This is a genomic window from Streptomyces sp. NPDC127117 (assembly GCF_042677325.1).
Lineage (GTDB): Bacteria > Actinomycetota > Actinomycetes > Streptomycetales > Streptomycetaceae > Streptomyces.
This window is the reverse complement of sequence record NZ_JBHXTM010000068.1, coordinates 9,188-23,813: the sequence shown is the minus strand read 5'-3', so window position 1 is coordinate 23,813 and position 14,626 is coordinate 9,188. Positions and strand designations below refer to the sequence as shown.

Genomic DNA, 14,626 nt, shown 5'->3' with positions numbered 1-14,626 from the left:
GATTCGTAATCCGGTCCTTTCACGATACCCAGGGACCGAGGGGCGCCGGCCCCGGCCCCCGTGCCCTGCAACACAACACCCTTCGGCGCAAACCCACTTCGGGACCGGCGGTCCTTTTCAGTGGGCGTGTCCGGCGGGCTCCCCGGCCCCGCTCTCCCGGTGTCCGTCACCGCCGCTCCCCGGTGCGGCCACCCGGACGGTGAACGCCGCGGTGCGCACCTTGCCCTCGTGCTTGAAATCGAGGAAGAGCCGGTACGTTCCGGCACTGGGGGCCGTCGCCGTGAAGGACACCTCCGGCCCGGGGCCGCCCTCGTTCGGGTGGACGTGCAGATAGGCCAGGTCGCCGGAGCGCAGGGCGACCAGGTGCCCGTACGCACCGAGGTAGGGCTGGAGGTCGGTGACGGGGCGGCCGCCCCTGCTGATGGACAGCTTCAGTTCGCCGCTCCGGCCGGCCCGGAGTTCGCCGCCGAGCGTGACCCGGTAGCCGTCGGCCTCGGCGGTGGCGCCCGGGGCGGGGAGAGCGACGGGGCGGTAGGCGCCGGAAACGGCCAGATCCGCACCGAGGGTGAGGTTCTCGGCACCTGCGGCGGCCGGGGTGAAGTCGGCGAACACCCGGTAGCCACCGGCCTCGGGCAGCTCGACGGGGGTCGACCAGGTGCCGTCGGCCGCACGGACGGGGTGCAGGTGCCGGTACTGGGTGAGGTCGCTGGAGGCGAGGATGAAATGCAGCTCCTTGCCGTGCTCACGCTGATAGGCGGTGACCTTGCGCCCACTGTCGTCCTTGACGGCGAACCGGATCTCGGACCGGGCCCCGGCCCGGACCGTCGGCGTCTCCAGGTCCAGCGTGTAGCCGCCCTCGGATATCTGCAGCCCGCCGGGCGCATGGTCCGCAGCCTCCTTCGCCCCGCCCTCCTCTCCCCCGCCGTGACCGCCGTGCTGCCGCGCGGGGCGGTCCTCGGCGGCCACCAGTGGGTCGACACCTCTGCCCACTCCGTAGGCGGTTCCGAAGGTCGCGGCGAGCGCGGCGGCGAAGGCGGTGATCCTCAGTGCGTTGTTCATGACGGTTTCCTCCATCGGGTCGACCGGGAGGCAGCGCTTCCCGACGCCTCACAACATACCCCCTGGGGGTATCAAGTCAACCCCGGAGGGCACGGAGCACTCCGTCAGTGGGCGGGAGATCGCCACACGGGCGAGCAGGAGGGGCAAACCGGTCACTGCCGCGAGGAGGAACCGGACGGATCAGGCCCGCCGCTCAGGCCGGCACCACCAGCCCGGCGCGCAGCCGCTCAACCGCCGCCTCGGGAATACGCAGGCCGTCGCGCACATACCCGTCGAGTCCGCCCCACCGCTCCTCCATGGCGTCCAACGCCGTGTCGAGGTAGCGGGGGCGCACTTCGGTGATCGCGGAGGCGATCTCCGGGGCACCTCCCGCGTCGAGGAAGTCCTGCACGTACGGAGCGAAGGCGACCCGTACCACCGGATTCACCGCGAGGAACTCGGCGTGCACCGCATCGCGCGACGCGCCGAGCATCATCAGGAGCAGCGCGGCGGCCCAACCGGTCCGGTCCTTGCCCGCTGTGCAGTGGAAGAGCACCGGGCGGGCACGGTCGTCGGCGACGGTCTCGACGAAGGCCCGGAGTGCGGCCGACGCGCCCGGTGAGAGCACCATCTGCCGGTAGGTGTCCGCGAACAGTCCCGCCGCCTTACCGCCGCCGAGCAACTGCTCCGCGGCGACGGGGTCGGCGAGCAGGGCCCGCAGCCTGGCGGGCGCCACACCCGGGTTGTCCCCGAGCACATCGGCGACGAACAGCCGCGCCCCCGGCGGCAGCCGGTCGGGGGCAGCCGCACGCTCGTCGGCGGTACGCAGATCGACGACGGTCCGGATGCCGAGCGTGGACATCCGGGCGTCCCGCGCCGCGTCGAGCCCACTGAGTTGCCCGGACCGCAGCACGGCACCGGCCCGGACCCGGTGATCCGGGCCGAGGGCGATGCCGCCCAGGTCGCGCAGATTGAGGACGGTGGATGCCGGGACGGCCCTGGCGGTCTGCACGATGAACTTCCCCTTTTTCGCTCGACGCGTATCCGAATTCATTCGGTTTTGCCGGATCAAACGTCGCACGCAGCCGGGAAATCGACAAAGTAAAACGCCGGTGGACATCGTTTGGGGGCATGTGCGGGGATAAAGGAAATGTGAAATCGCGACCGCCCTCACCCCAGGTCAGGGCCGTACCACACCAATAGCGGCGTGTTCCGTGAATGCGCGCGCGAATTCCCGGCCCCGCGTTTCCCGCCGGGGAACGGAACGGGCCGGTACGGTCCGGGCCGCGGAATCCTCGCGCTCAGAGCACGACGACGGTGACCTCGGTCGCCTTCACGCTCGTCCATACGGCGGTGCCCTCGACGAGGCCCAGTTCGGTCGCCGCCTCGGGGGTGATCTCGGCGACCAGGTCCGGCGCCTCGTCGGAGGCGATCACCACCCGGAGCCGGCTGCCGACGGCGGTGAGCTCGCGCACCGTTCCGGGCCAGATGTTACGGGGGCTGCCGCCGGGCCTGTCGTGGTGTACGGAGACCGCTTCGGGCGCGATGATCGCGAGGGCGGCCGTCCCCTCCGCGGGCGCGTCCGCGACGACCAGCCGGCCGCCGCCCGCGAGGGCCAGGGTGCCGTCGGGCTCGGCGGTGCCGGGCCAGGCATTGCGGCCGAGCATCCGGGCGACCCAGGGCGAGCGGGGATTCCGGGTGACCTCGGCCGGTGGCGCGTCCTGGAGGGTGCGGCCCTCGTCGAGCACCAGCACCCGGTCGGCCAGTGAGACCGCTTCGACGGGGTCGTGGGTGACGATCAGGCAGACGCCGCCGAATCCGGCGAGGTGGGTGCGCAGGGTGTGCCGGACATGGGCGCGGGTGGTCTGATCGAGGGCGGCGAGCGGCTCGTCGAGCAGCAGCAGCCAGGGGCGGGCGGCGAGCGCCCTGGCCAGTGCCACGCGCTGGGCCTGCCCGCCGGAGAGCTGGGCGGGCCTGCGGTGGGCCAGGTGTCCGACGCCCAGCCGGTCGAGCCACCGCTGCGCCTCGCGCCGGGCCTCGGCGCGGGCGACGCCGTGGGCGCGGAGCCCGTACGCCGTGTTCGTCAGCGCGCTCAGGTGCGGGAAGAGCGCGCCGTCCTGCGGCACCCAGGCGACCTGGCGGCGGTGCGGGGGCAGTTCGGTGACGTCGGTGTCGCCCAGGCTCAGCCGGGCCCGGGCGCGCGGGGTCAGGCCGAGGAGCGCGCGCAGCAGCGTCGTCTTGCCCGCGCCGTTGGGGCCGACGACGGCGATCGTGGTGCCGGGCGCCGCGTCGAGGGTGAGCCGGTCGAAGCCGGTGACCTCGGCGTGCAACGAGCGTCGTTCCCGCGGGGGCGGGGGCGGCTCCCGGTCCGCGCGCGATGCCGTGTCCGGACCGGCCGTGTCGTCGGCCGGGGGCCGCGAGCCGCGTGCACGGTCGCTCGGCGTTCCGGTCCAGCGCCCGCGCAGCGTGATCAGTACGGCCATGGCGATGGCGAGCAGCAGCAGCGATACGGAGGTGGCGGCCTCCGGGGAGTCCTGGAGAAGCAGATAGACCTGAAGCGGAAGGGTCTGAGTGGTGCCCGGCAGATTGCCCGCGAAGGTGATAGTGGCGCCGAACTCGCCTAGCGCCCGAGCCCAGGTGAGGGCGGCCCCGGCGGCGAGGCCGGGGGCCACCATCGGGAGGGTGACGGTGAAGAACACCCGGACCGGCGAGGCTCCGAGGGAGGCCGCCGTCTCCTCGTACGCGGGGCGCAGTCCGGCCAGCGCGCCTTCGAGGCTGATGACGAGGAACGGCATCGCGACGAAGGTCGCCGCGACCACCGCGCCCGAGGTGTGGAAGGGCAGCGTGATCCCGAAGGTGTCCTCCAGCCAGGGGCCGAGCAGCCCACGGCGGCCGAAACCGAGGAGGAGCGCCACGCCGCCGACGGTGGGCGGCAGCACCATCGGGAGCAGGACCAGTGAGCGTACGAACGCCTTGCCGGGGAACTCCGTCCGGGCCAGCAGCCAGGCCAGCGGCACCCCCAGCAGCAGTGAGAGGCCCAGCGCCCAGAAGGAGACCAGCAGGGAGAGTCTGAGCGCCTGGGTGACTCCCGGGCTGGTCAGATGGGTGCCGAGGTCGGCCCAGGACGTGCGGACCAGAATGCCGATCAGCGGGATCAGCAGAAACGCGACGGCGAGCAGCGCGGGGATCGCCAGGGCGACGGGTGTGCGCACGCCGGGCACCCGGCTGCGGAGGGCTCTCATCGGAGGTTCCCGGAATCGGTCGGTTCGGGCGGGGTCGCGCACGCTCCCCCGGTCGACCGGCCGGCCCGACTGCGGCCGGCCGGACAGGACCTCCCGGGAATCACCCGGCGCGTGCCCGGCGGATCGGACTCGGACAGGTCCTAGGGCTGCTGGAAGCCCGCCGACCGCAGGATCTTCTGCGCCTGCGGGGTGCTCAGCCACTTCACGAACGCCGTGGCCGCCTCGGTGTTCTTGGACTGCCGCAGCGTAGCGGCCGGGTAGGAGGCCACCGCGTTCTGCGCGTCCGGGATGTCGACGGCGTCGACCTTGTCGGTGGCCGTTGCGGCGTCGGTCCGGTAGACGATGCCCGCGTCGGCCTCGCCGAGCTCGACCTTGCTGAGGACCGCGCGGACGTTGGGCTCCTGGGAGACCGGCTTGACGGTGAGCTTCTGGGCGTCGAGGACCTGCTTGCTGTAGCGGCCGACCGGCACCTCGGGCGCGGCCAGGACGACCTTGAGCTCGGGGTCGGTCAGGTCCTTCAGGCCCTCGATCTTCTCCGGGTTGCCCTCGCGGGTGGCGATGACGAGGCGGTTCTTGGCGATGACGGTGGGCGTCGCCGTGTCGGACTTCAGCCCGTCCATCGTCTTGGTGTCGGCGGTGACGAGGGCGTCGGCGGGCGCGCCCTGCTTCACCTGGGCGGCGAGCTCCTGGGAGCCGGCGAAGGAGAACGTCACCTTCGTGCCCGGGTGCTCCTTCTCGTACGCGGCGCCCGCGGTCTTGAACACATCGGTGAGCGAGGCGGCGGCCAGCACCGTCAGCCGGGCCCCGGACGACGTCGGCTTCCCGGTGGATTCCTTCTCGCTGTCGTCGCTGCCGCCGCACGCGGCGAGCGGGAGCAGCAGTGCGGCGGTGATGACCGCGGCGGCGGCGCGCCGCCCGGTGAGGGTGGTCGACATGGTCCGGTGACTCCTTGAAGTTGATGCGTGCCGTGGGTGACGCGCCGTCAGACGCGATCGATGTGCACGCTGGTGGACTTCACGCGAGCGGTGGCCTGCATGCCGACCTCCAGCCCCAGTTCCTCGACGGCCTCCCGGGTGAGCAGCGACACCAGCCGGTGCGGGCCCGCCTGGATCTCGACCTGGGCCGCGACGTCGCCGAGCTTCACCGCGGTGACGATGCCCGGGAAGGCGTTGCGGGCCGAGGTGTACGAGGTGTCGTCCTCGCCGCCCCCGCCCTGGCCGACCTCGATGGAGAAGGCGGCCAGGTCACGGCCGTCGATGAGCCTGCGGCCGCTCTCGTCGCGGTGGGTGGCGACCCTCCCGGCATCCGCCCAGCGGCGGGCCGTGTCGGGGCTGACCCCCAGCAGGCGTGCCGCCTGGCCGATTGTGTAGGACTGCATGTGCGACAAGATATTCGAATCTTCCTCGCAGCTGCAATCCGTCCGGGTGATCTGTGGAGCAAATGCCAGGGGCATTGGAGGAATCGCCAAGCGCCGGGACCGGGGGCAGGGGCCGGGACCGGCTACGCGACGGTGCGTGAAGGATCAAGTGCGCTCGGGGAGGGCAAGGTCACAAGCGGAACCCATGCTGTGCTCAAGCGCCCTGACCTAGCATCTGGGCATGACGGTCCTGCCTGCCGACGGGCTTTCGTTGGCCGCCGAATTCCCCGCCCCCGCCCATGAGCACTGGCAACACCTCGTCGAAGGTGTGCTGCGCAAATCGGGCAAGGAGGCTGCGGGGTCGGCCGCCGAGGAAGCACTGTCCACCACGGTGGAGGACGGGCTCATCACCCGCCCCCTCTACACCTCGCGCGACAGCGCGCCCGATGCCGGATATCCGGGCTTCGCCCCCTTCACCCGCGGCAGCAAGGCCGAGGGCAACGCGGCGGGCGGCTGGGACGTACGGCAGCGGCACACCCTCCCCGATCCCGCGCTTCTCAACGAGGCGGTGCTCGCCGATCTGGAGAACGGCGTCACCTCGCTGTGGCTGACCGTGGGCGGTGCCGCGGGTGTTCCGGTGTCCGCGCTGGCGGGTGCCCTGGACGGCGTCTACCTCGATCTGGCTCCCGTGGTGCTCGACGCGGGCGGGGAAACCGACGCCGCGGCAACGGAGTTGCTGCGGATCTGCGCGGAGCGGGGCATCGACCTGCGCAGCCTGCGCGGCAACCTGGGCGCGGACCCGTTCGGGCAGTCCGCGCGCAGCGGTGCCGAACCCGATCTGTCGGCCGCGGTCCACTGGGCGCGGCGGTGCGCACGGGAGTTCCCCGGGCTGCGGGCGCTGGCCGTCGACGCGCTGCCGTACCACGAGGCCGGCGGTTCGGCCGCCGAGGAGCTCGGCGCTTCGCTGGCGACCGGTGTCGCCCTGCTGCGGGCGCTGACCGGGGCGGGGCTGTCGGTCGAGGAAGCCTGCGGGCAGTTGGAGTTCCGATACGCGGCGACCGCCGACCAGTTCCTGACCATCGCCAAGCTGCGGGCCGCGCGCCGGCTCTGGTCCAGGGTGGCGGAGGTGTGCGGGGCCGCCGGGGCGCAGCGCCAGCACGCGGTGACATCCTCGGTGATGATGACGCGGCGCGATCCGTGGGTGAACATGCTGCGCACGACACTGGCATGTCTGGGGGCGGGGGTCGGCGGCGCCGACTCCGTCACCGTGCTGCCGTTCGATCACGCGCTGGGCCTGCCGGACGCGTTCGCGCGGCGCATCGCCCGTAACACATCGACGATCCTGCTGGAGGAGTCGCACCTGGCCCGGGTGATCGACCCGGCGGGCGGCTCCTGGTACGTGGAGCGGCTCACCGCCGAACTCGCCGACGCCGCCTGGTCGTTCTTCCAGGAGATCGAACGGTCCGGCGGTCAGGCCGCCGCGCTCGGCTCGGGGATGATCGGCGAGCGTCTCGCGGCCACCTGGGCGGCGCGCAGCAAGGATCTGGCGCGTCGCAAGGAGCCGATCACCGGGGTGAGCGAGTTCCCGCAGCTGGCGGAGCGGGCGGTGGAACGCGAGCCGGCCCCCCGCGGACCGGCCGCGGCACCGGGCGGTCTGCCCAGGGTCCGCCGTGACGAGGCGTTCGAGGCGCTGCGCGCCCGGTCGGACGCGCACCTCGCGGCGACCGGGCAGCGGCCGAAGGTCTTCCTCGCCGCACTCGGCCCGGCCGCCGCGCACACCACGCGGGCTTCGTTCGCCGCCAATCTGTTCCAGGCGGGCGGCATCGAACCGGTCCACAACCCGGTCTCCGTCGACGCGACGACGGCCGCCGACGCGTTCAGAGCGGGCGGCGCCACCGTGGCGTGCCTGTGTTCCAGTGACGCTCTCTACGCCGAGCAGGCCGAGGCGGTCACCGGGGCGCTGCGTTCGGCGGGCGCCGAGCGGGTGTTCCTGGCCGGCCGGCCCGGCGAGTACGCCGGTGTCGACGAGTACGTCTTCGCGGGCTCCGATGTGGTGGCCGTGCTCTCCTCCCTCCTCGACCGTATGGATGTGGCGTAATGCGTATCCCCGACTTCTCCGGCATCGAGCTCGGTCCGGGCGGTGCCGCCGAGGTCTCCGAGGACCAGTGGCGTGCCTCGGTGAAGGAGTCCTCCGGCAATTCCGACGGCGATCTGCTGTGGGAGACCCCGGAAGGCATCGCGGTCAAGCCGCTGTACACCGGGCACGACCTCGAAGGGCTCGACTTCCTGGGCACGTATCCGGGCATCGCCCCGTATCTGCGGGGCCCGTACCCGACGATGTACGTCAACCAGCCGTGGACGATCCGGCAGTACGCCGGGTTCTCCACCGCCGAGGAGTCCAACGCCTTCTACCGCCGCAACCTCGCCGCCGGTCAGAAGGGGCTCTCCGTCGCCTTCGACCTGCCGACCCACCGGGGCTACGACAGCGACCACCCGCGGGTGACCGGCGATGTCGGCATGGCGGGCGTGGCGATCGACTCGATCTACGACATGCGGCAGCTCTTCGACGGCATCCCGCTGGACCGGATGTCGGTGTCGATGACGATGAACGGCGCGGTGCTGCCCGTGCTCGCGCTGTACATCGTGGCCGCGGAGGAACAGGGCGTCGGGCCCGAGAAGCTGGCCGGGACCATTCAGAACGACATTCTGAAGGAGTTCATGGTCCGCAACACCTACATCTATCCGCCGAAGCCCTCGATGCGGATCATCTCCGACATCTTCGCGTACACCTCGCAGAAGATGCCGCGCTACAACTCGATCTCCATCTCCGGCTATCACATCCAGGAGGCGGGTGCGACGGCCGATCTGGAGCTGGCGTACACCCTCGCGGACGGGGTGGAGTACCTGCGGGCCGGGCGGGACGCCGGTCTCGACGTGGACGCGTTCGCGCCCCGGCTGTCGTTCTTCTGGGCGATCGGCATGAACTTCTTCATGGAGATCGCGAAGCTGCGGGCGGCCCGGCTGCTCTGGGCCAAGCTGGTCAAGGAGTTCGAGCCGAAGAACGCCAAGTCGCTCTCGCTGCGCACCCATTCGCAGACGTCCGGGTGGTCGCTGACCGCGCAGGACGTGTTCAACAACGTCACCCGGACCTGTGTGGAGGCGATGGCCGCCACCCAGGGCCACACCCAGTCGCTGCACACCAACGCGCTCGACGAGGCGCTCGCCCTGCCGACGGACTTCTCCGCCCGGATCGCCCGGAACACCCAGCTGCTGCTCCAGCAGGAGTCGGGGACCGGCCGGGTGATCGACCCGTGGGGCGGCAGCGCGTACGTGGAGAAGCTGACGTACGACCTGGCGCGCCGGGCCTGGCAGCACATCGAGGAGGTCGAGGCGGCGGGCGGCATGGCGCAGGCCATCGACGCGGGTATCCCGAAGCTCCGGGTGGAGGAGGCCGCGGCCCGTACTCAGGCACGGATCGACTCCGGGCGCCAGCCGGTGATCGGGGTGAACAAGTACCGGGTGGAGAGCGACGAGCAGATCGATGTGCTCAAGGTCGACAACTCCTCGGTGCGCACCCAGCAGATCGAGAAGCTGCGCCGGCTGCGCGAGGAGCGCGACGAGGGCGCCTGCCGGTCGGCGCTGCGCGCCCTGACGGCTGCGGCCGAGCGTGCTCCCGGTCCGGGGCTCGAAGGCAATCTGCTGGCGCTGGCCGTCGACGCGGCGCGCGCGATGGCGACGGTGGGCGAGATCTCGGACGCTCTGGAGAAGGTGTACGGGAGGCATGCGGGCCAGATCCGTACGATCTCCGGTGTGTACCGCAACGAGGCAGGTGAATCCCCTTCCGTGGACCGGACCCGGGCGCTGGTGGACAGGTTCGAGGAGGCCGAGGGGCGCCGTCCGCGCATCCTGGTCGCCAAGATGGGACAGGACGGCCACGACCGCGGCCAGAAGGTGATCTCGACCGCCTTCGCCGACCTGGGCTTCGACGTGGACGTCGGCCCGCTGTTCCAGACGCCGGCCGAGGTGGCGCGGCAGGCGGTGGAGGCGGACGTGCACATCGTGGGCGTCTCCTCACTGGCCGCCGGGCACCTCACGCTGGTGCCGGCGCTCCGCGAGGAGCTGGCGGCCGAGGGACGCGAGGACATCATGATCGTGGTGGGCGGGGTGATTCCGCCGCAGGACATCGAGGCGCTGCACGAGGCGGGCGCGACGGCCGTGTTCCCGCCCGGCACGGTGATCCCCGATGCCGCGTACGACCTGGTGACGCGGCTCGGCGCCGCGCTCGGCCACGAGCTGTGAGCCGCTGACCCGATGGCTCCCAGGATCGACATCGACAGCTATGTGAAGGGGGTGCTCGACGGGAAGCGGGCGCACATCGCGCGCGCCATCACTCTCGTCGAGTCCACCCGTCCCGATCACCGGGCACTGGCCCAGCGGTTGCTGCGCGAGCTGCTGCCGCACTCCGGCGCGGCCCGGCGGATCGGTATCAGCGGTGTGCCCGGGGTCGGGAAGTCCACGTTCATCGACGCGCTGGGCACGATGCTCACCGGGCTCGGGCACCGGGTCGCGGTGCTGGCCGTCGACCCCTCCTCCAGCCGTACCGGCGGCTCCATCCTGGGCGACAAGACCAGGATGGAGCGGCTCGCGGTGGACCCGGCGGCTTTCGTACGCCCGTCCCCCACCGCCGGCACCCTCGGCGGGGTGGCCAAGGCGACCCGGGAGTCCATCGTGGTGATGGAGGCCGCGGGTTACGACGTGGTGCTGGTGGAGACGGTCGGCGTCGGGCAGTCGGAGACGGCGGTGGCCAATATGGTCGACACGTTTCTGCTGCTGACGCTGGCCCGGACCGGTGATCAGCTCCAGGGCATCAAGAAGGGGGTCCTGGAGCTGGCGGACGCGATCGCGGTCAACAAGGCGGACGGCCCGCACGAGCGGGATGCCCGCGCGGCGGCGCGCGAACTGGCGGGTGCGCTGCGGCTGATGCACCCGGTGGACGCGGCGTGGACGCCGCCGGTGCTCACGTGCAGCGCCCGTGAGTCGGCCGGTCTCGACACCCTGTGGGAGCGGCTGGAACAGCACCGCGCGCTGCTGGAGTCGACCGGGCGGCTCGCCGCGAAGCGGCGTGACCAGCAGGTCGACTGGACGTGGACGATGGTGCGGGACGAGCTGCTGGAGAGTCTGCGCGGCCATCCGGAGGTGCGTGCGCTCACCCCGGGGCTGGAACAGCGGGTCCGGGACGGCGAGTTGACGGCCACGCTGGCGGCCGAGCAGATCCTGGCCGCGTTCCGGGGCGCGGCGGCGGTCGCGGACGCCGGTGACCCGGTGGCCTGACGGTCCGGGTGGGCGATGTCCGCGTCCGGCGGTCCGGAACTCCCGGGCCGCCGGACGTTCGTGGCGCCTACAGATCGAGCTGGTACTCGACCGAGGTGTGTGTCGGCTCGTAGCCGAGCGCGTCGTTGATGTGCCGCATGTGCGTATTGCTGTCGGCGGTGTCCGTCAGCAGCCCTTCCAGGCCGGGGTGGGTCTCGCGGGCATGGAGGATGGAGGCTGCCTTCATCCATGCTCCGAGGCCGTGTCCCCGGTGCTCGGGAAGGACTCCGGTGCCGTAGTGCCGGCCATCCCCCGTCCCGTCGCCCGGGACGACGAGTTCCGTGAAGCCCACGATCGTCGCGGTGGACTCGTCGAACGCCGCGACCGTGTGGAGCAGGTCGCCGCGCGCGGCGACGGCCGCCGCCGCGGACCGGACCCGGTCCACGTCCCAGAGGACCGTGCCGAAGTCGGTGTCGTCCATGGGCATGTCGTCCATCGCCCGTCGGGAGGCGGCGAACGTCACCGCGAGCTCGTCGGGGACGGTGCCGTCCCAGGAGATCAGCCGGTAGCCGGGGTGCGGCTGCCCGACGGTCCGGTGCAGGGCCTCCGTGTCCGCCTTCGCCAGCGGGAGCCGGACGTACGTCAGGGTCAGGACCTTGCGCAGCCCTTTGGCCCGCAGGAAGTGATCCCCCGCCGATCCGGCCTCGGCCTGCGCGATGACGCTGCGCCGGTCCTCCTCGCGGGCGGCCGCGACCGCTGCGTCGAAGAGCAGTGAGCCGACGCCGGTGCGGCGCTCCGCGGGGTGGACGTGGAGTTCCAGTTCGGCGAGGTGGTTCTGGCCCTCGCGGGTGAAGACGCGCAGGAACGCCGAGCCGAGAGGGCGGCCCCCGGCTTCGGAGGCGAGCCAGGCCAGCCGGTGGCTCCCGGCGGGTCGGTCGGGGTCGGCCAGCGCGGTGATACGTATCGACAAAATGGCTCCTCCGCGCCCGGGGCGCAGGTCAGGATGGGTGAGCGGGCCGGTGGCCCGGAGAACCACATCACTGCGCGAGAGCCGTGGCAACCGGATTTCGGATCCCCCGCACAGCCCGGTCCGCCCTCGGCACGGTCCCGTTCCCGCAGGGCCGTGCTACCGTGCTTGTGGTACCAGTGCTCGCCTCGCTTCGAGGCGCCGGTGCCGATCCACTTCTCCGAAGCTGCCGCGCCCGTCCGTTTCCGACCGGCGGTCCAGCTCTCCGCATCACCTCATCCAGTTCGGTCGGCATTTCTCCGTCCGGACTTTCCCGCCGCCCGTCGTCGGGGCGTGTTCTCTGCCGCCCCGTGCCGACCGGCCCCCTCATTCGCCATGTCCGCGAAAGGACCCGCCCGCCATGACCGTCTCTCTCGAACACCCGCTGCAACAAAGGCAGTTGACCACCGACTCCCCGAACACCACCGAGGCTGCCGGGGTACTCGACCTCACACACCAGGGGAACGGCGTACTGCGCGTACGGGACGGCCTCCCCTTCCCCGGCGACGTGGTGGTCCCCGCCGCCCTGATCCGCCGCCACGGCCTGCGCCGGGGCGATGCCGTCGCCGGGCTCTGCGACCGGCCTCGCACCCTGTCCGCCGTGGAGCGGGTCAACGGCCGCTCCCCGCAGGCACTCCGGGGCCGGCCCCACTTCCGCGACCTCACCCCACTCCACCCCCGGCAGCGCCTCCGGCTGGAGACACCGTCCGGGGGCGCCGCGATGCGTCTCGTCGACCTGGTCGCTCCGGTCGGCAAGGGGCAGCGCGGGCTGATCGTCGCACCGCCCAGGACCGGCAAGACGGTGCTGCTCCAGCAGATCGCCGCGGCCGTCGCCGCCAACCACCCCGAGTGCCACCTGATGGTGGTGCTGGTCGACGAACGCCCCGAAGAGGTCACCGACATGCGCCGGTCCGTCCGGGGCGAGGTGCTCGCCTCGACCTTCGACCGGCCCGCGAAGGAGCACATCGCCCTGGCCGAACTCGCGGTCGAGCGCGCCAAGCGGCTGGTCGAGCAGGGCCAGGACGTCGTCATCCTGCTCGACTCCCTCACCCGCCTGTGCCGCGCCCACAACAACGCCTCCGCCACGGGCGGGCGCACCCTCAGCGGCGGTGTCGACGCGGCCGCCCTGCTCGGCCCCAAACAGCTCTTCGGCGCCGCACGGCTCGCCGAGGAGGGCGGCTCCCTCACCATCCTCGCCACCGCGCTGGTGGAGACGGGCTCCCGCGCCGACGACTACTTCTTCGAGGAGCTGAAGAGCACCGGCAACATGGAACTCCGGCTCGACCGCACACTCGCGGAACGACGCGTCCACCCGGCCGTGAACATCCCGTCGTCCGGCACCCGGCGCGAGGAACTCCTCGTTCCGGCGAGCGAGTTGCGGGTGGTACGCGGGCTGCGGCGCGCGCTGCACACCAGAGATCCGCAGACCGCGCTGGAAACACTGCTGGACCGGCTCCGCCGCACCCCGGACAACGCCTCGTTCCTCCGTGCCGTCCACGGCACCGTCCCGGAAGCCTGAGCCTGTCCGGGCGGCACCGGCCCGGGCGCATAGCATGGCCCGGCGATCGCTTGATCCACGCCTCACGAGCACAGGGAGAGCAGCCACATGGAGTTCCGCCGACTCGGCCGCAGCGGCCTGACCATCAGTGAGATCGCTTACGGGAACTGGCTCACCCACGGTTCCCAGGTGGAGGAGGACGCGGCTGTCGCCTGTATCCGTGCGGCCCTGGACGCCGGGATCACCACCTTCGACACCGCGGACGTCTACGCCGAGACCCGGGCCGAAGCCGTCCTCGGCCGGGCGCTCAAGAACGAACGCCGTGAGGGTCTGGAGGTGTTCACCAAGGTCTACTTCCCGACCGGTCCCGGACACAACGACCGCGGGCTCGGCCGCAAGCACATCATGGAGTCCATCGACAACTCGCTGCGTCGGCTGCAGACGGAGTACGTGGACCTGTACCAGGCCCACCGCTACGACCACTCGACCCCGCTGGAGGAGACCATGGAGGCGTTCGCCGACGTCGTCCGCTCCGGCAAGGCCCTGTACATCGGCGTCTCGGAGTGGACGGCCGACCAGCTTCGCGCCGCGCACGGACTGGCCCGCGAGCTGCGGGTGCCGCTGATCTCCAACCAGCCGCAGTACTCGGCGCTGTGGCGGGTCATCGAGAGCGACGTGGTGCCGGCCTCCGAGGAGCTGGGCATCGGCCAGATCGTCTGGTCCCCGATCGCTCAGGGCGCGCTCACGGGCAAGTACAAGCCCGGTGCGCCGCTCCCGGCCGGTTCGCGGGCGACCGACGACAAGGGCGGTGCGAACATGGTCGCCGGCTGGCTGCGCGACGAGGTGCTGGAGCGGGTGCAGCAATTGCGGCCGCTCGCCGACAGTGCCGGGCTCAGCCTGGCCCAGCTCGCCGTCGCGTGGGTACTGCAGAACTCGAACGTCTCGGCGGCGATCATCGGCGCTTCCCGGCCGGAGCAGGTGACGGAGAACGTCGCGGCGGCCGGTGTGACCCTGGACGCGGAGCTGCTGAAGGGGATCGACGACATCCTGGACCCGGTGGTCGAGCGGGATCCCGGACTGACGGCCGGGCACCCGGAGAACGGCTGACCCGGCCGGACGGCCCCGGCCCCGCCTAAGGCGGGGGAGGGGCCCGCGGGGGGGGGGTGAGGTGGCGG

The 14,626-nt window shown here is 72.0% G+C and carries 11 protein-coding genes; 5 read left to right on the top strand and 6 right to left on the bottom strand.

From position 1 onward, the window contains the following. Positions 1 to 117: 117 nt before the first annotated feature. From ACFVH0_RS35835 to ACFVH0_RS35815, 5 genes are all read right to left on the bottom strand, one after another. On the bottom strand, positions 118 to 1,059 hold the full coding sequence (locus tag ACFVH0_RS35835) for a hypothetical protein (RefSeq protein ID WP_385827182.1): 942 nt from the start codon (positions 1,057 to 1,059) through the stop codon (positions 118 to 120). Positions 1,060 to 1,252: 193 nt separating this feature from the next. After that, positions 1,253 to 2,050, bottom strand: a complete 798-nt coding sequence (locus ACFVH0_RS35830) for a tyrosine-protein phosphatase (protein ID WP_385827180.1) — start codon at positions 2,048 to 2,050, stop codon at positions 1,253 to 1,255. Positions 2,051 to 2,339: 289 nt separating this feature from the next. Further along, positions 2,340 to 4,280 carry an ABC transporter permease gene (locus ACFVH0_RS35825; RefSeq protein ID WP_385827178.1) on the bottom strand — a complete coding sequence of 647 codons (1,941 nt, stop codon included), beginning with the start codon at positions 4,278 to 4,280 and terminating at the stop codon, positions 2,340 to 2,342. A 140-nt stretch (positions 4,281 to 4,420) separates the two neighbouring features. Next, a complete protein-coding gene (gene modA / locus ACFVH0_RS35820) occupies positions 4,421 to 5,215 on the bottom strand; it encodes a molybdate ABC transporter substrate-binding protein (RefSeq protein ID WP_385827176.1) in 795 nt (264 codons plus the stop codon). Positions 5,216 to 5,262: 47 nt separating this feature from the next. After that, the gene (locus ACFVH0_RS35815; RefSeq protein WP_124722018.1) at positions 5,263 to 5,658 is read right to left on the bottom strand and encodes a molybdopterin-binding protein; all 396 of its coding nucleotides are present in this window, start codon (positions 5,656 to 5,658) and stop codon (positions 5,263 to 5,265) included. 220 nt (positions 5,659 to 5,878) lie between these two features. Between ACFVH0_RS35815 and mutA the strand changes: the two genes are divergently transcribed. The 3 genes from mutA to meaB are packed head-to-tail and all read left to right on the top strand — an operon-like array spanning position 5,879 to position 10,968. Beyond that, positions 5,879 to 7,735 (top strand): methylmalonyl-CoA mutase small subunit, encoded by a 1,857-nt coding sequence (mutA, locus tag ACFVH0_RS35810; protein WP_385827174.1) that lies wholly within the window; start codon positions 5,879 to 5,881, stop codon positions 7,733 to 7,735. Then, positions 7,735 to 9,936: a methylmalonyl-CoA mutase gene (gene scpA / locus ACFVH0_RS35805; protein ID WP_385827172.1), complete on the top strand. Its 2,202-nt coding sequence runs from the start codon at positions 7,735 to 7,737 to the stop codon at positions 9,934 to 9,936. Before mutA ends, scpA begins: the two co-directional genes overlap by 1 nt. Positions 9,937 to 9,948: 12 nt before the next feature. Continuing rightward, positions 9,949 to 10,968, top strand: coding sequence for a methylmalonyl Co-A mutase-associated GTPase MeaB (gene meaB, locus ACFVH0_RS35800; RefSeq protein ID WP_385827170.1), 1,020 nt, complete (start codon positions 9,949 to 9,951; stop codon positions 10,966 to 10,968). 67 nt (positions 10,969 to 11,035) lie between these two features. Here the strand turns inward: meaB and ACFVH0_RS35795 are convergent, their stop codons facing one another. Beyond that, the gene (locus tag ACFVH0_RS35795) at positions 11,036 to 11,917 is read right to left on the bottom strand and encodes a GNAT family N-acetyltransferase (protein ID WP_385827168.1); all 882 of its coding nucleotides are present in this window, start codon (positions 11,915 to 11,917) and stop codon (positions 11,036 to 11,038) included. 397 nt (positions 11,918 to 12,314) lie between these two features. Here ACFVH0_RS35795 and rho point away from each other — a divergent pair, with 397 nt between their 5' ends. After that, positions 12,315 to 13,472 carry a transcription termination factor Rho gene (gene rho / locus ACFVH0_RS35790; RefSeq protein ID WP_385827166.1) on the top strand — a complete coding sequence of 386 codons (1,158 nt, stop codon included), beginning with the start codon at positions 12,315 to 12,317 and terminating at the stop codon, positions 13,470 to 13,472. A gap of 87 nt (positions 13,473 to 13,559) precedes the next feature. Further along, entirely contained in the window at positions 13,560 to 14,558 is a 999-nt protein-coding gene (locus ACFVH0_RS35785) for an aldo/keto reductase family protein (RefSeq protein ID WP_385827164.1), read from the top strand. Positions 14,559 to 14,626 lie beyond the last annotated feature (68 nt).

Coding starts and splice junctions, on each gene's coding strand:
- ACFVH0_RS35835 (WP_385827182.1), bottom strand. CDS start 1,059: ATGAACAACGCACTGAGGATCACCGCCTTCGCCGCCGCGCTCGCCGCG.
- ACFVH0_RS35825 (WP_385827178.1), bottom strand. CDS start 4,280: ATGAGAGCCCTCCGCAGCCGGGTGCCCGGCGTGCGCACACCCGTCGCC.
- modA (WP_385827176.1), bottom strand. CDS start 5,215: ATGTCGACCACCCTCACCGGGCGGCGCGCCGCCGCCGCGGTCATCACC.
- ACFVH0_RS35815 (WP_124722018.1), bottom strand. CDS start 5,658: ATGCAGTCCTACACAATCGGCCAGGCGGCACGCCTGCTGGGGGTCAGC.
- mutA (WP_385827174.1), top strand. CDS start 5,879: ATGACGGTCCTGCCTGCCGACGGGCTTTCGTTGGCCGCCGAATTCCCC.
- scpA (WP_385827172.1), top strand. CDS start 7,735: ATGCGTATCCCCGACTTCTCCGGCATCGAGCTCGGTCCGGGCGGTGCC.
- meaB (WP_385827170.1), top strand. CDS start 9,949: ATGGCTCCCAGGATCGACATCGACAGCTATGTGAAGGGGGTGCTCGAC.
- rho (WP_385827166.1), top strand. CDS start 12,315: ATGACCGTCTCTCTCGAACACCCGCTGCAACAAAGGCAGTTGACCACC.
- ACFVH0_RS35785 (WP_385827164.1), top strand. CDS start 13,560: ATGGAGTTCCGCCGACTCGGCCGCAGCGGCCTGACCATCAGTGAGATC.